This is a genomic window from Flagellimonas sp. CMM7 (genome assembly GCF_021390195.1).
In the GTDB taxonomy this organism is placed as follows: domain Bacteria; phylum Bacteroidota; class Bacteroidia; order Flavobacteriales; family Flavobacteriaceae; genus Flagellimonas.
Genome location: NZ_CP090003.1, coordinates 828,690 through 847,205, shown reverse-complemented (window position 1 = coordinate 847,205; position 18,516 = coordinate 828,690). Strand labels below are relative to the sequence as shown.

Below are 18,516 nucleotides of genomic sequence, written 5' to 3'. Positions count from 1 at the left end.
TTCTAAACCATATGTTTCAGATTTTTACAGGCATAGTGGCCCTATCTTCCATACTTAGTTTTATCAATAAAAAAGTATTGAAACTCCCTGATACCATTGGAGTGATGCTATTGGCAATTATTGCTTCATTTTTGATTGGAGCTTTGGATTTTATTGATCATGAAGTTTTTGTAAGTGTCTGTTCTGTTATTGACGAAATTGATTTTAGAACAATCCTATTCGATTTCCTACTGAGTTTTTTACTTTTTGCAGGTTCAATACATGTAAACCTTCATAGACTACTAGAAGAAAAGGGCCCTGTCCTTATATATGCCTCTGTTGGAGTGTTGATTTCAACCTTTCTAATTGGAACTTTGTTTTATTATGTGAGTGGAATTTTTGGGATGAACATCAACTATATCTACTGTCTTGTTTTTGGTGCCTTAATCTCACCAACAGACCCTATTGCTGTCTTGGCACTACTTAAAAAGGCAGGAGCACCAAAAGATATGGAAATCAAAATAGTGGGAGAATCCTTATTCAACGATGGAGTGGGCATTGTGGTTTTTATATCTCTATTATCCATAGCAACGATGACCGGCGGCCATGGAGTAGAGCCATCTCATATCTTTATGGAATTTGCCCAAGAAGCTTTTGGGGGAATTGCTTTGGGATTTGCCTTGGGATATGTTGGAAAACTTTTTTTGAAAAGAATTTACGAATCACCCATAGTGGCAGTGCATATTTCTATAGCCATTGTTATGGGTGGATATTGGTTAGCCTCCCTAATTCACGTTTCTGGGGCATTGGCCATGGTGGTTATGGGGTTAATGATTGGTGATTTCTTACATAAATATTGTAAAAGTGAGCCACTAAAACAGAATATGAATACCTTTTGGAAGGTTTTGGATGAAATTCTGAATGCTATCCTATTCGTTTTAATAGGACTGGAGATTGTTAGCTTAGATTTCCAAATTGATTATTTAATTGCTGGATTAGTTGCAATTCCAATCGTTCTTTTTTCAAGATATATTTCTGTTTTTATTTCAAACATTTTTTTAAAAAAAGAACATAGAAGTAATAAGAGTAAAATAACCATATTGACCTGGGCAGGTTTACGAGGAGGAATTTCAATAGCATTGGCTTTAACATTACCAGATGGGGAGTTTAGAGAAGCATTGATTTTTGTTACCTATTGTGTTGTGGTATTCTCAATTTTAGTGCAAGGACTTACAATTGATAAAGTAGTGTCGCGGCTACTTAAAAACTAACTGATTAACTTGAAAAAAACTAACTATGACTTCTTCAAAGAAAACGGTTTGGCATAAAGTATTGGATAATAAAAAAGAACTTCCAGAAGGGAGGGTCAAAACAGTTACAGCTGATCATAAAGGCATTTGCTTGACCCATTTTGAAGGCAAATTTTCCGCATTAGATAATAGATGTCCGCACCAGGGAGGACCACTTGGCGAAGGGTCTATTGAAAATGGAATGCTCCGTTGCCCTTGGCACGGATGGGATTTTCACCCTTGTACAGGATTACCTCCGGGGGATATGATGACGGCATCGAGACTTTTGAAGTTAAAGAAGAAGATAATGCCATTTATGTTGGAGTAGAAGAAGAGGATGCTCATGAGGCCACTGTTTCCGATATTATGGCGGAAACTATGGTGAATTGGGGTGTAACTAAGGTTTTTGGAATGGTAGGACATTCCAATCTAGGCTTTGCAGATGCTATGAAGCGTCAAGAAGAGAAGGGAAATCTAAACTTTTACGGAATACGGCATGAAGGTGCAGCGGCATTTGCTGCTTCAGCCTATGGAAAATTAACTGGCAAGCCTGCAGCATGTTTTTCAATCGCTGGTCCCGGAGCTACCAATATGTATACGGGGATGTGGGATGCTAAGGTAGATCGAGCGCCGCTTTTGGCGTTAACGGGTCAAGTAGCCACGCAGGTGGTGGGAACAGGAAATTTTCAAGAAGTAGATTTAGTTAGAGGGTTTAGTACTGTCGCTGAATTTAATCAACGAGTACAAAGTGATAGTAAACATGCAGAGTTGATGTCTTTGGCTGTCAAAAGTGCCATTTTAAAGCGGGATGTCTCCCACTTGACTTTCCCGGATGAAGTTCAAGAAAGATTGGCAAAACCCAATGAAAAAGCACAAACACCAGACAAACGCATTACTGCAATGGAAATTGCACCTCCAAAAGAGGCTGTAAATGATGCAGTTGAATTGATTAAAAAGTCAAAACGCCCTGTAATTGTAATGGGTCATGGTGCTAGAGCACATAAAAAGGCTATTGTAGAGTTTGCAGAACGATTAAATGCTACCGTAGTAACCACCTTTAAGGGCAAAGGATTAATTGCGGATAACCATCGTCTTGGAGGAGGAGTTTTGGGGCGTAGTGGTACTCCAATTGCCTCTTGGTTTATGAACGAGTCCGATTTATTGCTGGTTTTTGGAGCTTCGTTTTCCAATCACACTGGAATAACTCCCAAAAAACCCATTATTCAAGTGGATTTTGATCCTATGGCGTTAAGCAAGTTCCATAAAGTTGAAGTTGCCGTTTGGGGTGAAATATCAAGAACCCTTGAAATTTTTGAAGAGGAATTGAATGGAAATATAAACACCTTAGATCAAACTCCTGAAATAGCCGAGCGTTGGAAAATTTGGAAGGAAGAAAAGGCAAAACGGCTTTTGGAAACTTCAAACAATGGTATTAGTTCCATTGCCGTTTTTGAAACGATGAATAAGTTGACCCCTGAAAATGCAGTGATGTGTGTAGATGTGGGTAATAATGCATATTCCTTTGGACGCTATTTTGAACCTACCAATCAAGATTTTTTAATGTCTGGTTATTTAGGCTCTATTGGATTTGCATTACCTGCGGCCATTGGTGCTTGGACAGCGGTTGGAGATTCTAGGCCAGTAGTTGCCGTTGCTGGTGATGGAGGGCTATGTCAGTATTTGGCAGAAATCACCACGTTGGTAAAGTATAATATGCCTGTAAAGCTTATTGTTTTGAACAATCATGAACTTGGTAAAATTTCCAAAGAACAACGTGCGGGAGAATTTGATGTATGGAAAACCTCCCTTTCTAACCCAAACTTTGCTGAATTTGCGCAATCTTGTGGCGCTTGGGGTAAGCGAGTTGAAAATCAAGATGATTTAGAATCATCAATGAAGGCATTGTATAATGAAAAGGGACCGGCAGTTTTAGAAGTATTAACTGATGTAAACCTAATTTAAGATGGAAACTGTAATAAAAGCTTTTTTGACAGTTTTAGCCCTTTACTTTGGTATGGGGCTCTTGTTTGGACTGTACTTTATGTTCCTTGGCGCAACAAAAATTGATTCCATAATGACGGATAGTAAAAAGAAAGTGCGATTACTGCTTTTCCCTGGAGTCGTTGCCACATGGCCCTTTCTATTGGGAAAATTGTTTAAATCCAAAACTGCGAACTAATGGATGCCGATTTAAGAAAAAGACATAAATACAGTTGGTTATCAGTTGCAATCGTATTACCCATTTTGTTGGTTTTTATTATCAAAGATTTGGATTTTAATCAACATGAAAATGTTTCTCAAGAAACGAATGCAAGTTCAAGCAGTGATATTGTTGACACCAATTTAACAAGGAGCAAAGGAGCCTATATTCTGGAACTAAATGTAAAGTCTCCACTTAAAAGCGCTTCATCAGTGGTCTATGCTTTGAACATGAAAGGGGAAAAAGATTCAAAATTGGGATTAATAAATGGTGTTGGTTCTTATTCGTTTCCTTCTAAAAAAGAAATCAAAGGAATTGTAATACAGGACGTACTTAAGAATCAAGAAATACTAAAACTGGAATTCTAATGGGATTGGATTACAAGCTAGTGCTTTGGAACAAGCACAAAAAAACCTATGATAAAATCATTGCCTTGGGGATGGTTTTGTACTTGGTATTATTTATAGTGCTCACATTGGTGTTTAATCCTGAGACCATAGCGGAAACCATGATTATTCGGGCTTTTGGCTCGTTAGCGGTCATAATGCTACACATCATTTTGGTCATTGGACCTTTAAGCAGATTAAACCCTCAATTTTTGCCCATTTTGTATAATCGTAGACATTTAGGGGTAAGTATGTTTTTAGCAGCTTTAATTCATGGAGCGTTTGCAATAATTCATTTTCACACATTGGGAAATGTGAACCCAATTTATGCTGTATTTACTTCCAATATGGATTATGGCTCCTTGACCAATTTTCCGTTTCAAGTTCTGGGTTTTTTAGCCTTGCTGATATTGTTCTTTATGGCTTCCACTAGTCATGATTTTTTCCTAAAGAATCTTTCCCCAAAAGTATGGAAAGGCCTTCATATGCTTGTTTATGTCGCTTATGCCCTTATTCTGATGCATGTTTTTTTAGGGGCATTTCAACAAGAAACCTCAATATTTACAATAGGTGTTCTACTTATAGGGTTTATACTGGTTACAGGTATTCATTTAGTTGCTGCTTTCAAAGAATCAAGGATTGATGGGTTTAGAGGAGAAAAGGATACTGGAGGATGGTTGAAAGTATGTGATGTGCATGAAATTCCAGAGGACAGGGCCAAAATATTTTCCGTAGGAAAGAAACGTGTAGCAATTTTTAAATACGAGGGAAAACTATCTGCAATCAATAATGTTTGCAAACATCAAGGAGGTCCATTGGGAGAAGGCAAGATTGTAGACGGATGTGTTACCTGTCCTTGGCATGGCTATCAATATTTACCCCATAATGGACAATCTCCACCGCCTTTTACAGAAAAGGTGGCCACGTATGAGTTACGGTTGGATAATGACATCATTTATGTTAATCCAAATGCTTTTGAAGAAGGAACCGAAGTTGAACCGATATTGTGCTAGAACATGAAGAAAAAGGATGAATTTTATATTGGTTACGTAGATACTGTGGGTAAAGAGACACAGCGTTCCATTAAGCGTTTTGTTCTAATTGCCATGGGGTCACTTTTAGTTGGTGCGGTATTATTTGGTTTTTTTCAGAGAGAAGCTACAAATAGCGCTTTTGATTTTGATACCTCCACTAAAATATCAGGAACCTATTATGAAGCTCCTTACCCCATGTTAAGAGTAGAGCTTGCGAAAAATACCTTTAAAGATGTTCTTCTGTTGGGCTTTGGAAAGTTTGGGGCAAATTCCTATTTGGATGAAATAAAAAAGAGTGATGGAAACATTAATGGTAAACATTTGACCATTGAAGGAAACCTTATTTATTACAATGGGAAGACCCTACTTCAGATTGATGATAGCCAGAAAATAAGTTTGGACAAATCAAAAAAGAAAACCTTTGTAATGCCTACGGCTATCGGAAGTCAAGAGGTGGTTGGGGAAATTGTTGACCCCAAATGCTATTTTGGAGTAATGAAACCGGGTTACGGAAAAATACATCGTAGTTGTGCAGCACTGTGTATTTCTGGCGGAATTCCTCCTGTTTTAGTTTCTTCTGATGTTAATGCTGTTTCAGATTATTTTTTATTGACCGATTTGAAAGGAAACCCTATTCATAAAGACATAATACCCTATATAGGCCTACCTTCAAAATTAAAGGGAAAGGTTGAAAAAATGGAAGATTGGTACACAATGCGTATTGATGTTTCAGAAATAGAAAAGCTAGATAAAAAATCTTCAATTTATTAGAATGAAAAAAATCATAATCGCTCTTTTTTTAATTACGAGCACTATAACAGTTGCACAGTCTGTTGATTACAATACAAAAAAAGGATATGCGGCCAATGGGTACGATGTGGTTGTCTATTTTAATGGAAAAGCTATAGCGGGTAAAAAGGAATTAAGTACTGCGCATGATGGGGTAAATTATAAATTCTCAACCCAAGAAAATTTGGATTCCTTCAAATCCAATCCTACTAAATTTATTCCCCAATATGGTGGTTATTGCGCCTATGCCGTAGCTGTATCTGGAAAAAAGGTGAGCATCAACCCTGAAACCTTTGAAATTAGGGATGGCAAACTTTATCTGTTCTACAATTCGGGAAAAACCAACACTTTAGATCTTTGGACAAAAGAATCTCCTGAAACACTGCAAACCAAAGCAGATGAGAACTGGAAAAAAATAAGAAACAAATAACATTTAGTGGTTTAGGCATCCTGAAATCTGCATTAGATTTGCTTATGGTTGTTAGGTATGCCTATTTTAGAGACTATTAAGGCAATGTTTACCTAAGAGATAAATATTGGCTTTAAGAAAGCTTCAGTTTTTAATATGGATAAATATTCAAAAGTTTGTTTTTCAGGATTGTTGGTCAGTTTTTTAGGGGCTTTGCCTTTAGGGACCTTGAACTTGACAGCTTTTGATATTGCTGCTTCCCAGAGTTTGAACTCGGCCATATGGTTTGCCATTGCAGTGGTTTTGGTAGAGCTTATTGTAGTAAGGTTAACCCTATATGGAAATGAACGACTGCACTTGGGAGAAAAGTTGTCATATTATCTTATTCCTTTTGGAATAATCCTACTGTTATACCTTGCGATTTCCAGTTTTTTGGCATCTGCAAATTATTCAGAAGTAGGTTCTAAGATCAGTATGTTACCAGAGATCAATTCTGCTTTTTTGCTTGGTCTTTTATTAAGCGCTCTAAATCCATTGCACATTCCTTTCTGGATGACTTGGAACAAAGTTCTTGCCTCAAAAAAAATATTGGAAACGTCAAAAAGGTCATACGCCTTTTATTTATTTGGAATAGGTGCTGGGTCTCTTATAGGGCTTGGTATTTTCATTTCAGCGGGCAAATACATTTTTACAAATTATGAGAACTATAGTATGATTACCAATCTGTTAATGGGGCTATTGTACCTTGGATTTTCTTTCTACCTTATGTTCTTGTTCGTTAAAAAACGCCTTAACCTCAAAATACAATAATTATTATGTTCAAATCTTCCGTAGATACTATTGAGCAGTTTAAAGAAATACTTTTACAACTTCCAGAAGAGTGCTATGCTCAATCATGTGAAGTGCTTTCAAATGCAACTATTGGGCAACATACCAGACACGTTATTGAACTATACTTATGTCTGATCAATGGATATGAACGAGCAGACGTATCTTATGATAAGCGAGAGCGGAATCATAGAATTGAGCAGGAATTACCTTTTGCCATAGAACAATTGGAATTGATTCAATCAAACCTCGAAAGACCCAATAAATCAGTAAAAGTGACTTATGAATTAGGTGATTCGGAAACTTGTTTGGAATCTAACTATTATAGAGAGGTGATGTATAATTTGGAGCACACAATACATCATCATGCGCTTATTAAAGTAGGTATTAGACATTTTTCTACCATGGAACTACCTGAATCATTTGGAGTTGCTCCATCCACTATGCAACATAGACAGGCATGTGTACAGTAAGCTTTATTTCTAGAAATAACGATTATTTCATTACTTCAAATCGTGATGAACATATTTCACGTCCCTTGGCCTTTGAACCAAAGGAAGAAATTGTCAACTCGGTTAAAGTCCTTTTTCCAAAGGACCCCAAAGCTGGGGGTACATGGTTCGCTTTAAATGAAAATGGTGTTGTTGCAGTATTGCTGAATGGTGCTTTTAAAAAGCATCAATCCAAAGGAAATTATGCTAAAAGCAGAGGATTGATTTTGTTAGATATAATCAGTGCTTCCAACCCTAAATCTTTTGTTGATGAGATGGATTTGAACAATATAGAGCCCTTTACATTGGTGTTATTTGATGCCATTACGTTGATGGAGTTTCGATGGGATGGGAAACGGAAGCATGCTAAACCACTGGACAAAGACCAAAGTCATATTTGGTCATCAACTACATTATATGATGAAGAGGCTATAGCTAACAGAACTTCTCTTTTTACCGAATTTATGAGTATGAGCTCGGATATAGAGGCTACGGACGTTGTTGATTTTCATTCCAATAACAATGAGGATTATGAGAACGGATTCATTATCGATAGAAATACGGGACTAAAGACTTTTAGCGTTACACAAGCAGTTTTAACCAAAGAAGAAGCAGTATTAAAACATTTTGATCTATTGAATGATAAGAAATACGTAGTTCCTTTTCCACAAAATCAACTTGTAACAAAATGAAGCCTTGGAGATTAAAACTTCATAGATTAACGCATTGGGAATATTGGCCTTTATGGGCAATTTATTACCCTTTGTTTCCTGTTTGGTTGTATTTCTCCATTAAAGCACGTTCTTTCTTCTTCTTCAATGCAGCCAATCCTTCTATGAAAAATGGGGGCATGGCCATGGAATCGAAAATGGAGATTTATAACATGATTCCCAAACAGTATATTCCCAAAACGGTTTTTATTTCTAAACACGAAGCTCCAGAGTTAGCTTTGGAAAAGGTGTTGGTTGAAGGGATTAGCTTTCCTTTTATTGCCAAACCCGATATTGGTATGAAAGCATTTGGTGTAGATAAGATTCATAACAAGGATGAGTTTAAAAACTATTTTTTAAGAACCCCGGAACATTTTTTAATTCAAGAACTAATACCCTATACCAATGAAGTGGGAATTTTCTATGTTAGAAAGCCTGGAGAGGAAAAAGGGAAGATTACTGGGATAGTATCCAAACTGTTTTTATCTGTTTTTGGGGATGGCAAAAGTTCAATTTTGGAACTTATAAAAAAAGACCCAAGAAGTCATTTACAATTAGAAGCTTTAAAAAAGAAGTTTGGCTTTAAATTGAATATGGTATTGGATAAAGGCAAAGAGTTCATTTTGGTTCCATATGGTAGCCATACAAGAGGAGCTAAATTTGTTGATGATTCCCATAGGTTGAATGAAGGGCTTTTGCAGACCATTGATGACATTTGCTCAAAAATTGAAGGATTTCATTACGGACGTTTAGACGTACTGCACAATTCCATTGAAGAGCTTTCCGAAGGGAAGAATTTCAGTATCATTGAGATAAATGGAGCTGGGGGAGAGGCCACACACATTTATGACCCCAAACACTCTTTGTTTTTTGCATGGAAAGAGATTACAAGACATTGGAGTATGCTAAATACTATTAGCATAATAAACCATAAAAAGGGACATTCTTATCTAAGCTTTAAAGATGGCAGAGCCATGCTCAGAGCCAATGGGGAATTGGAAGCACAACTAAAGGTGATATAGCATGAAAATGAAAAGTACACTTTTAAGCTTTCTTTTTTGTATTTCCATTTTGTCACTTTCCTATGCGCAAGACTCAACTTTACCAAAGAAACAAACTGAATTAGGCCTTTCTGTTCAGGTGTACCCTGCAGGGATTATCCCAACCGTAAATGTGGAGCATTATCTTAATGAAAAATCATCATTGGTTTTTCGCTTGGGAGGTAATTTTGTTGACCGTCAAGATTTTAGTGATGTTAATATTACAGAAGAAGGCGAAGGTTTTGGAGGGTCTGTTGGATTTAGAAAACACTTTTCTTCTGGGAAGGGTAAGTTTATAGGAGGCTTCAATGTCGATATCTGGAGCCTGAATATTGATTGGACTGATACTATTGGCCCTATTGGAGGTACTTTATCAGGTAGCACATATACTTTGGTGGTACAACCTTGGTTGGAAGGTGGATATTTCTTGCCCATTAAAAATACGAAGTCGCAAATTGGTCTTACACTTGGATTTGGCCGAGAAATTAATGCGATTACCAGTGGCGAAGAAGTTGAACAAGGGTTTATTGCAAGTATCTTGCTACAATATCAATTCTCGCTTTAATGTAACCTTTTTAAAAATGCTTTTTAAACTGGTCCTGCTTTATTTTAACAGCTCTAAGGGAAAATAGTATTAGCAATAACAAAGCTGTTAGACAACTTAAGATGCCTATAACTGAAAAATAGATGGGAACATCATCATTCATGGTGTGCGTACTCTCATAAAGACCTGCAATAAGTCCTGAAAGTACAAAACAAGCAACAGAAACATATAGAAAGACCATTGCGTAATTAACTAATTTTAGTTGTGCTAACTTACGTTGTAATAAAGCTTCATAATCGATATGGTCTTCAATTAAATTCTTGATTTCGGTACTTAAAGCACCTAGAAGAGTAGATGTGGACATAAGTAAAAGGCCAATGCCCGGAACAATTGTGATGGGGACATACCAGCTTTCCATAATTTAAGATTGGTAAGCCTTAAGCGCTTCTCTAAAAAACTGAACTACAATTTCTTGATTTGTTTCTGAAGCAGGTAAAACAGCACCTTTAAAGCCTTCATTAAGCCATTTTCCATGCGACGGGTTTTCAAAAGTAGAGGTGTCCAAGCTATCATGTCCTTTGTACCCACTAATGTAAAAATAGTGTTCATCAATCATAGCATCTGGAATAGAGAGCCCCATGCCAACAGATTTTCCAGAACCATCATCCAGTACACAAAATGCTCCTGTATCAAAATGATGAGGCCAAATTCGAATGTCTGAAGTCAATTGTTCTTTTTCCAAAAATGACTTCAGTGCATTTTGGGCGAGTGTTCTTAATCCAACTAATTCTTGTACATCCAACTTTTCAAATTTATCTGTTGGACTCATACTATAGGGCATATCATAATGCAAGTCAAACTGATATGGCTTTTCAAACCCAAGAATTTTGGAGGTCTGGCTTAACCAAATCACTATTTCTTCATGGCTTTTTCCATCTAATAAAAAGGAGTTACTTTCATGAGATTTCCACTCTAGTGAAAATTCTTCATAGTTTAAGCAAAGCTTTGTTCCCATATAATCCAAAGGCCAAGTCTGAAGACTTTTTCCTTCAATAGAGAACTCTAGATTAGTATGGCTATCATCTGCTTTTGGGTCTAAAAAGCTTTTTGCTGCTGTAGCCAAATATTGGGCTGCCAAATGCAATTGTTGAGTCATTTTAATGGTTTTTGGTGTCTTTACCAATTAAAAGTAGGGATTTTGGCATGTTCCTTACTATTAAGGTGGTTTTAAGTAAAATGTAAGCCTTCTTTTCCTAGTTCCTTTTGTCCAAGATGGATTTCATGATGATAGGCGCATGGATTCTGGAGTTTTCAATAAACCATTTATGGGTTTCCATACCTCCACAGATAACCCCTGCAAGATAAAGTCCTACAATATTGGATTCCATGGTATCTGGATTATAATTTGGCAATCGCTTTTCATCTTGAGATAGCTCGATTCCCAGTTTTTCTAGAAATGCAAAATTGGGCATATAGCCTGTGAGCGCTAGAACGAAGTCGTTTTCTAATGTTACTGTTCCATCTGGTGTGTCAATGAGCAGTTGAGTGGGTTTAATTTCCTTTACAGTGGCATTGTAATAAGCTTTGATACTTCCCTCTTCTATCCGATTAATAATGTCAGGGCGCACCCAATATTTTACGCGTTGTCCTACCTCTGGTCCGCGAATAATCAAGGTGACATCGGCACCTTTTCGGTAACACTCCAAAGCGGCATCAATGGCAGAATTACTTGCCCCTACCACTGCCAATTTCTGACTTGCATAAAAATGAGGGTCCTTGTAGTAATGTGAGATTTTTGGCAAATCTTCACCTGGAACATTTAGATTGTTTGGCAAATCGTAGAAACCTGTGGCAACTACAACATTCTTTGCACTATATTGATTTTTATCAGTAGTTATTGAAAAAGAGCTATTACTTTTTTTAACCTCCGTCACTTTTTCAAATAAATGAATATTCAGTTGGTTTGAAGTAACAATTCTCCTATAATATTCCAAAGCTTCATTTCGTTTGGGCTTGGCTTCTTTACTGATAAAAGGAATATCATCAATTTCCAATTTTTCCGAAGAAGAAAAAAACTGCATATTGATGGGGTAGTTGAAAAGCGAATTGACAATAGGTCCTTTCTCTATAATTAAAAATGAAAGCCCTTGTTTTTTAGCTTCCAAACCACATGCAATGCCAATGGGGCCTCCTCCAATAATGACAACATCAAATTCCTGCATTAAGCAATCTGTTCTTTAAGGTTTTTGATGGTCTCCGTCGGATTTTCACTTTTAAATACAAAACTGCCTGCTACTAAAACATCTGCGCCGGTATCCACCAATTTTTTTGCATTGGTCGCATTTACCCCGCCATCAATTTCAATAAGTGCATTGGATTTTTTCTTTTCAATTAGATTTTTTAGGTCACTTACTTTTTGATAGGTGTTTTCAATAAAAGATTGACCTCCAAAACCTGGATTTACACTCATCAAGCAGACCAAGTCTATATCTTGGATGGTATCTTCCAATAAACTTACAGAAGTATGGGGGTTTAGGGCCACGCCGGCTTTCATCCCTTCATCTTTTATGGCTTGTAGTGTTCTATGAAGATGGTTGCATGCTTCATAATGCACAGTTAAATAACTGGCACCCAAATCCGCAAATACCTTAATATACCTATCTGGATCAATGATCATTAAATGTACATCCAGTGGTTTGGTTGCATGTTGAGCAATTGCTTTTATCACAGGCATTCCATATGAAATGTTTGGAACAAAAACTCCATCCATAACATCTATATGGTGCCAACCGGCATCGCTTTTGTTGACCATTTCAACATCTCGTTGTAAGTTTCCGAAATCAGCAGCTAATAGGGAAGGGGCTACTATTTTTGTGTTCATAGTGCTCTTTTGTGAAATATTTTACAAAAGTAGCGAAATGAAACGGTTCGCTTGCGATTACCTACCGCGTGAAAAGTTGACGCATTAAGCCTAATCTATTATTTTGGTAAAAAATAGTCTCCGGATGCCATCCGTAGTAATGTAAAACTTGTTTATGAAACCCTCTTCATTCCTTGTAAACACAATGCTTCCAAATTGAAGTGTATTACTTCTAAATACATCTTTTATAACTGGAAAGAATTCAATTCTCTGGTTTTCTGGACCTTTTACTACAAGCGTGTCATTTTGGATACTAAAGGTGTATATGCTGTGTAATTCTTTGTTATAGAAACTGCCTGTAAATTGTCCCAATGTTCTCTGATCATAGCTAATGGGCTGATATTTTTTATACCTATACGGGGTGCCAATACCAGATGCGATATCATATACCGTTTGTCCATTTTCTTTAGTGAAGGAAAAAGTAATGATATCATCACTTTCTACCTTTAATTGAAAAGCCCCTTCTTTTAACAAAGGAATTGTTGAAAGCCCTTGCTCTTGTCCTAGTCTAGCGTAACGCAAAGTATCCCCTTCAACATAGAACCTTCTTGCAAGTGCGCGATCGGCATTCCAATAATACCCTTCATATTCTTTTAGTTTGGCAACAGTTAACCTTTGCGATTTTATTTTACTCACATCAATAGTACTAGGTTCAGGGTATTCGTTTTCTATAAAATGATTGGCCATTAACATTGCAGGCATGCCATTATAACTATCATTGTTTCCCAGTACAAAAGACGTGAGGCGTTGCTCTGGAAATCTGAATACATTGGTAGCATAACCACCAATTAAGCCATATTGCCAATAAGCGGGTAGACCCCGTTCTAGGTGAAAGAAAGACCTTCCTAAGGTCATTTGACCCCAGAAAGATTTAAAAGTGGTGCCATCTTTTAAGGTGACCGGTTTATCCAATTGTTGTATCAACTCAATAAGCTCGGATTTGGTTGAGGTGGTGAATTTCTTATACCAATTCAAAAGATCTTCTGCCGTAGTGTATAAGTTTGTAGGACCGGCATTACTTAAATTCAACGCCTTGTTTTTGAACCCTTCACCATCGGCTTGGTAAGAATACGCCATATTGGGTATGCTGGCATTATGATCTTCATTGAAAAGTGTATTGTTCATTTTTAGAGGCAAAAAAAGGTTTTGCTTTGTAAAAGCTGTCAAAGATTCTCCTGAGACCTTTTCGATAATCTCGGCCAAAAGTGTGATTTCTGTTTTGGAAAGCATATAGGAGAATTGGGTGCCAGGCACAAAATTCAACTGCTTTTGACTACTTATGAGATGTAGTGCATCAACATGACTAAAGACATCGTCCTCTTCTTTTCCAAGCAAAGTTTTTATTACTTCATAATCGTTTAAACCACTAGAGTGATTTAATAAGTGCTCAATCTTTAATTGATGTTTATAGTTTGGAAGCTCTGGAATGTATTTTTGAACGGAATCGCTAAAGGATAGTTTCCCCATTTTCTCCAAAAGTAGAACGGATAGAACCGTAAATTGTCTTGATAGGTGGCCTACCTGAAATTTTGTCTGTGGATCAATGGCTCTTTTGCTTTCAAGGTTGGCGGTACCAAAACCTTTTAAGTATTGAATGTTCTTTCCGTAGATAAGTCCAGCTGCAACTCCTGGTTTATTGAGCTCGTTCCATTCACTAAAAATACTATCAATAGGTTGTTGTTCTATTTTTGATAGTTGTGATAATCCAATTGTACTTGTTGATAGAAAAAATAGGATCAAAAACTTTTTTGGAAGGCTTTCTTTTTGAGTAAGGAATAATAAAGCAAACACAGGGTTTGCTCTACTCGTTAGTTTTTGCATTTTCATTCAGGATAGTTTTTATAGGTGAACGATTTGTGTATGATTTTCCAGTGATTTCTTACCTTTAAAAGCATTAAATAGTCCGTATATATTCGTTTTCTGGCAGGCATTAAAATTTCAATTTTTGCAATGGCAGCGTTTCCTTCAAAATCAATAGAAAGAACTTTGCCGATGCGATTACTTTTTCTACCAGGTTTAATATTGGCTATATATTGTTTTCCAGACCATATTTTTAAGGAATCGTTTTGGACAAAATATAGATTGAAATCCTCATGAAAAGCTTGTTTTAATCTTTCCGGTTCGCCATTGGCCGTACCATCTATATAATCATAGAGCGTTTTGTTGATTTCCTCGATATCAGCTTGTGAATGCGTTGCAAGAGTTCCTACAAACAGCAGGACGAAAGTCAATATTTTCTTCATTTTGTATTATTTTCTATGGCTTTTATGATTTTTTCAGCTACTGAGGCAGCTGCAGTTGGGTCTTGCCCGGTAATTAGTCTTCCATCGGCTATCGAATAATTGTCCCATCCTTCCTTGGAATAGCTGAAATCTCCACCGCGGGCCTTTATGATCTGTTCAATGGAGAAGGGAAATTGCTTATAGTATTCAGCTTCCATATTTTCAAATAAATCTGGAAATCCGTTTACTTTTTTACCGTCATATAGAAATTTTCCATCTATGGTTTTAAGGTTTACCAATCCAGCAGTACCATGGCATATAGCGGAGACAATGCCATCATTTTTTTCATAAATATCCATGACAATCTTTTGTATAGCCTCATTTTCTGGTACACCGAACATAGCCGCTCCTCCACCTCCAAAATAGACTGCTGTGTAGTTGGAGGATATGATTTCTTCTGGTTTTCTGGTATGTTTTAAGAGTTTCATAAACTCAAAATCATATAAGTATTTCTTCTGGATAGTGTCTGAAGTGCTTATATACCCAATAGGTATGGCGCCACCTTTTGGACTCACAAAATCAATAGAGTAACCTTTGTGCTTTAAGACATCATAGGCCAGAACTATTTCTGCAAAGTGATTAGAAGCATTAATTTTTGTGTTTCCATAAGTATGCTGATTTGAGACAATAAAAAGTATTCTATTGTTTTCGGAATTGGTTGACTCTAAATTTGTGTCTTCTCCCGTATTCTTGCAACTAAGGGATAGCGCAAAAATCCAAATATAAAAAAGGACGTTTCTCATTACTGATACTTTTATCGGCAATATGAGATTTCCTTGCTGTACGAAGATTTTAGGTTATAAAATAGAAGTTCGGATTTATAAATATGAACCCTCTAGCTTCTCTTTGAATTTGGCAGGTGTAGTCCCTGTTAGTTTTTTAAATGTGGTATAAAATGTTGATTTTGAGTTGAAACCACATTCATAACCAATGGTTTCCAAAGTAATGTTCGTATGGGATGCAATCATTTGCTGTGCTTTTTCAATTCGATGTTCGTTTATGTACACAGGAAAACTCTTGCCCATATTATCATTCAACAACTGTGATAATTGATGCACTGAAATTTGTAGTTTTTTGGCTAGATCAGAAGACTTAATATTGGCATCTCTAAATGGTTCATCTTCTTTCATTAAATAATTTAAGCGTTCTATGAGTAGGTTGGCTTCAGTATTGCTTATTCTTTTGTCAGCATATTTTTGATTTGGAACAAACAAGTAGATGTTCTTTTTCTTATTTAGAAATACCAGCATCATAAGAGTGTAAAAAAGAAATGAAAAAGTTAGTGCACCTACAATGTAATACGTATAACTAGTAAAGAAATATGCTGCCCAAATGGCAAGGTTCCCAAATAAGATGCTTAAAAGCCATATGTCTTGGCTATTCAAATTTCTGGGCTGATCAAATAGCTTTTTTAACCCTTTTCGGAAAACCCAACCAGATATTATAATGTAGAAAAACCATTGAAGATAAATTCCATCAATAATATACGGCCGCCAAAGTTCAACATTGGTTTCAAAGGGGTATAGATAGCCTACAATGACTATTATGGTGAGTAAGGCAAGAATGTGATACTTCCAATAATTGCGGATATCACTTTGAGGTTGAACTATGGATTTTATATAGAAATATAGAAATGGACCAATAAAAAAACAGGCTGAGAGCCCAATTTGCAGATAGATAAACGATAAATCTGGTTTAAAATAGAAAAAGACTGATTTTCCTATTCTAACACTCATCATCAACAAAAGCAACCCAAGAAACCGGCTTGCAATATGCTTTGGTTTAGCAAATGCTAAAAAGTAAATTCCCAAACACAAACCGTTGAAAGCACCCAATGCACTAAAAAAGAATAAAAGTGTTTGATTCAATTGCATAAATTACCCAAAGTTTCTTAAAAACTTAAAAATAAACATTTTAGGAAAGGTTTGTTTCTTCTACAAAGGCATTATTCCTTATTGGAGTTGCCTTAGCCCTTCATAGGTGACTATACCCACTGCGTTTGCCAAATTTAGACTACGAATGTGATTGCTATAAAGTGGAATCTTGTAAAGATTCTCTTTATGAACTTCAATAATTTGCTTTGAAAGCCCTACAGATTCTTTTCCAAATACTAAAAACAATTCATCTTTATAGGGTATGGACCAATAATCCTTTTCTCCGTGACTTGAGAAATAAACAAAATCTTTGTCTTTATGAATGGAAAAAAAATCTACCACATTTTCATATATGGAAATTGAAATGTGTTTCCAATAATCCAGTCCTGCTCGTTTGAGACGTTTGTCATCGATTTCAAAGCCAAATGGTTTTACCAAATGTAAATGAGAATTTGTTGCCAATGCCAATCTGCCAATATTTCCAGTATTGGTGGGTATTTCAGGTTCTATTAGAACAATGTTAAAGCTCATATGAAGAAAATTCATAGATCAGATGCAAGTCAAATATAGAATAGATTTGAGATAAACTTATCTAAATGAAGCATTTTCAATAAATACCAAGTTTAATTAAGGTAGGCGGACTCTGGAAGAATGATAGGATCACATCTAAGAATTTTTCTACTGCACATTTTACATTGATTGTTTTCTTTTAATTCCTTTAAGGTCAATTGTAGAGGGTCGGGCAGAGCATATGTATTAGCTGCGCTATAAGCAACTTCGTATCCCATATCCTCAAAGGCAGCAATGGATAGCTTGCTTATTGGATTACTACCATCATCTATAAATCCGGTCATTAATTCATTATCGAAAGTAAGCTCACGCCAATGCCCATCACGGGTTCCTGGTCCGCCAGTGTTGGCTAGTGGAACAGGGCTTGTTATTTCACTGTTGGTTAGAATTTTATACTCACGAATTGCGTTTGCACCCATAAATACAGGGTTTTCTGAACCTTCGGCAGAAATTAGGTTTAAAAAGTGAGGAGCCCAAAGCGTACCAAAACCTAATACATGGCCCATTTCATGAATAATAACATCAACGAGGCTGTTCTCGGCCTCTAAACGTGCCAAATCAGCACTGTCAAAGCGCATAATACCTGTTGCTGGCAAAAAACTTCCAGCTCTAAGTTGTGTAGGCCCAGCTTGACCAAGAATTCCAGATGCGCCATCAATATTGGTGCCCTGGGCATCAATCCTTACATTATCTATGATATCTCCGTTTGCCAGTTGTACTGAAGGTAAATCTCCCGTGATAATTTCTTGCCACCGACAAGCTGCATCGTCAAAAATTGCTTGTTGACTTTCTGTCAATCCACCTAAAAATCTAATTTCTATATTAAAAGCCATCTTTTCCAATTTTAAAGTTTGCACGTAACATGATGCATAATTTGTGTTCAATTAGATACAGGAACCAATACAACACACAATATTTACGTTCCAAATTGGTAAACACGATGTTAATGGGGGTGAAGAAATGTGTTATAAAATGTTAAAGCCAATAGGTAACCTTAAGTACAACGGACCTGTTTTTGATGCCTAAGCCAGTGGTATCATGATTCTCGTTAAAAATTAGAAATATGTCCGACATGGGGTTATGAAAACAAAATAGGATCAAAATTTCAGGGAAACTGCCGTAGACAATAGGTTTTTGAAGTTGAATGTTCCTTTTGTTACAGAAGTGTTAC

At 36.5% G+C, this 18,516-nt stretch carries 23 protein-coding genes; 13 read left to right on the top strand and 10 right to left on the bottom strand.

Annotation, left to right across the window (positions count from 1 at the left end; translation table 11 throughout):
- The first annotated feature begins 11 nt into the window (after positions 1-11).
- The 13 genes from LV704_RS03910 (at position 12) to LV704_RS03850 (ending at position 9,720) form a co-directional block, all read left to right on the top strand.
- Positions 12-1,250, top strand: a complete 1,239-nt coding sequence (locus LV704_RS03910) for a sodium:proton antiporter (protein WP_163421646.1) — start codon at positions 12-14, stop codon at positions 1,248-1,250.
- Between the two features lie 25 nt (positions 1,251-1,275).
- Positions 1,276-1,596, top strand: a complete 321-nt coding sequence (locus LV704_RS03905) for a Rieske (2Fe-2S) protein (protein ID WP_233782141.1) — start codon at positions 1,276-1,278, stop codon at positions 1,594-1,596.
- Positions 1,494-3,230, top strand: a complete 1,737-nt coding sequence (locus LV704_RS03900; RefSeq protein WP_233782140.1) for a thiamine pyrophosphate-binding protein — start codon at positions 1,494-1,496, stop codon at positions 3,228-3,230. The genes LV704_RS03905 and LV704_RS03900 overlap by 103 nt, the downstream gene beginning before the upstream one ends.
- 1 nt (position 3,231) lies before the next feature.
- Positions 3,232-3,447: a hypothetical protein gene (locus LV704_RS03895; RefSeq protein ID WP_163421648.1), complete on the top strand. Its 216-nt coding sequence runs from the start codon at positions 3,232-3,234 to the stop codon at positions 3,445-3,447.
- Positions 3,447-3,836 (top strand): hypothetical protein, encoded by a 390-nt coding sequence (locus LV704_RS03890; RefSeq protein WP_163421649.1) that lies wholly within the window; start codon positions 3,447-3,449, stop codon positions 3,834-3,836. Before LV704_RS03895 ends, LV704_RS03890 begins: the two co-directional genes overlap by 1 nt.
- Positions 3,836-4,867: a Rieske 2Fe-2S domain-containing protein gene (locus LV704_RS03885; protein ID WP_163421650.1), complete on the top strand. Its 1,032-nt coding sequence runs from the start codon at positions 3,836-3,838 to the stop codon at positions 4,865-4,867. The genes LV704_RS03890 and LV704_RS03885 overlap by 1 nt, the downstream gene beginning before the upstream one ends.
- A 3-nt stretch (positions 4,868-4,870) precedes the next feature.
- On the top strand, positions 4,871-5,659 hold the full coding sequence (locus LV704_RS03880; RefSeq protein ID WP_163421651.1) for a hypothetical protein: 789 nt from the start codon (positions 4,871-4,873) through the stop codon (positions 5,657-5,659).
- A gap of 1 nt (position 5,660) precedes the next feature.
- The gene (locus LV704_RS03875; protein WP_163421652.1) at positions 5,661-6,107 is read left to right on the top strand and encodes a YHS domain-containing (seleno)protein; all 447 of its coding nucleotides are present in this window, start codon (positions 5,661-5,663) and stop codon (positions 6,105-6,107) included.
- A 135-nt stretch (positions 6,108-6,242) separates the two neighbouring features.
- Positions 6,243-6,896, top strand: a complete 654-nt coding sequence (locus LV704_RS03870; RefSeq protein WP_163421653.1) for a LysE family transporter — start codon at positions 6,243-6,245, stop codon at positions 6,894-6,896.
- 5 nt (positions 6,897-6,901) lie between these two features.
- Entirely contained in the window at positions 6,902-7,387 is a 486-nt protein-coding gene (locus LV704_RS03865) for a DinB family protein (RefSeq protein ID WP_163421654.1), read from the top strand.
- On the top strand, positions 7,375-8,097 hold the full coding sequence (locus LV704_RS03860; protein WP_163421655.1) for an NRDE family protein: 723 nt from the start codon (positions 7,375-7,377) through the stop codon (positions 8,095-8,097). Before LV704_RS03865 ends, LV704_RS03860 begins: the two co-directional genes overlap by 13 nt.
- On the top strand, positions 8,094-9,137 hold the full coding sequence (locus LV704_RS03855) for a D-alanine--D-alanine ligase (RefSeq protein WP_163421656.1): 1,044 nt from the start codon (positions 8,094-8,096) through the stop codon (positions 9,135-9,137). Before LV704_RS03860 ends, LV704_RS03855 begins: the two co-directional genes overlap by 4 nt.
- Before the next feature lie 7 nt (positions 9,138-9,144).
- A complete protein-coding gene (locus LV704_RS03850; RefSeq protein ID WP_163421657.1) occupies positions 9,145-9,720 on the top strand; it encodes a hypothetical protein in 576 nt (191 codons plus the stop codon).
- Positions 9,721-9,730: 10 nt separating this feature from the next.
- On the opposite strand, the gene LV704_RS03845 is transcribed toward LV704_RS03850, so the two are convergent.
- From LV704_RS03845 to LV704_RS03800, 10 genes are all read right to left on the bottom strand, one after another.
- On the bottom strand, positions 9,731-10,117 hold the full coding sequence (locus tag LV704_RS03845; protein WP_163421658.1) for a DUF2721 domain-containing protein: 387 nt from the start codon (positions 10,115-10,117) through the stop codon (positions 9,731-9,733).
- Between the two features lie 3 nt (positions 10,118-10,120).
- Complete coding sequence (locus LV704_RS03840) at positions 10,121-10,855, bottom strand: hypothetical protein (RefSeq protein ID WP_163421659.1); 735 nt, start codon at positions 10,853-10,855, stop codon at positions 10,121-10,123.
- Positions 10,856-10,952: 97 nt separating this feature from the next.
- On the bottom strand, positions 10,953-11,921 hold the full coding sequence (locus LV704_RS03835) for a YpdA family putative bacillithiol disulfide reductase (RefSeq protein ID WP_163421660.1): 969 nt from the start codon (positions 11,919-11,921) through the stop codon (positions 10,953-10,955).
- Positions 11,921-12,580 carry a ribulose-phosphate 3-epimerase gene (gene rpe / locus LV704_RS03830; protein WP_163421661.1) on the bottom strand — a complete coding sequence of 220 codons (660 nt, stop codon included), beginning with the start codon at positions 12,578-12,580 and terminating at the stop codon, positions 11,921-11,923. The genes LV704_RS03835 and rpe overlap by 1 nt, the downstream gene beginning before the upstream one ends.
- 90 nt (positions 12,581-12,670) lie before the next feature.
- Entirely contained in the window at positions 12,671-14,446 is a 1,776-nt protein-coding gene (locus LV704_RS03825; protein ID WP_163421662.1) for a serine hydrolase, read from the bottom strand.
- On the bottom strand, positions 14,443-14,862 hold the full coding sequence (locus LV704_RS03820) for a nuclear transport factor 2 family protein (protein ID WP_163421663.1): 420 nt from the start codon (positions 14,860-14,862) through the stop codon (positions 14,443-14,445). Before LV704_RS03820 ends, LV704_RS03825 begins: the two co-directional genes overlap by 4 nt.
- Entirely contained in the window at positions 14,859-15,644 is a 786-nt protein-coding gene (locus LV704_RS03815) for a type 1 glutamine amidotransferase domain-containing protein (RefSeq protein WP_163421664.1), read from the bottom strand. The genes LV704_RS03820 and LV704_RS03815 overlap by 4 nt, the downstream gene beginning before the upstream one ends.
- 75 nt (positions 15,645-15,719) lie before the next feature.
- The gene (locus LV704_RS03810; RefSeq protein ID WP_163421665.1) at positions 15,720-16,775 is read right to left on the bottom strand and encodes a helix-turn-helix domain-containing protein; all 1,056 of its coding nucleotides are present in this window, start codon (positions 16,773-16,775) and stop codon (positions 15,720-15,722) included.
- Between the two features lie 78 nt (positions 16,776-16,853).
- Positions 16,854-17,306: a tRNA (cytidine(34)-2'-O)-methyltransferase gene (locus LV704_RS03805; protein ID WP_163421666.1), complete on the bottom strand. Its 453-nt coding sequence runs from the start codon at positions 17,304-17,306 to the stop codon at positions 16,854-16,856.
- Positions 17,307-17,398: 92 nt separating this feature from the next.
- A complete protein-coding gene (locus tag LV704_RS03800; protein ID WP_163421667.1) occupies positions 17,399-18,178 on the bottom strand; it encodes a leishmanolysin-related zinc metalloendopeptidase in 780 nt (259 codons plus the stop codon).
- Positions 18,179-18,516 lie beyond the last annotated feature (338 nt).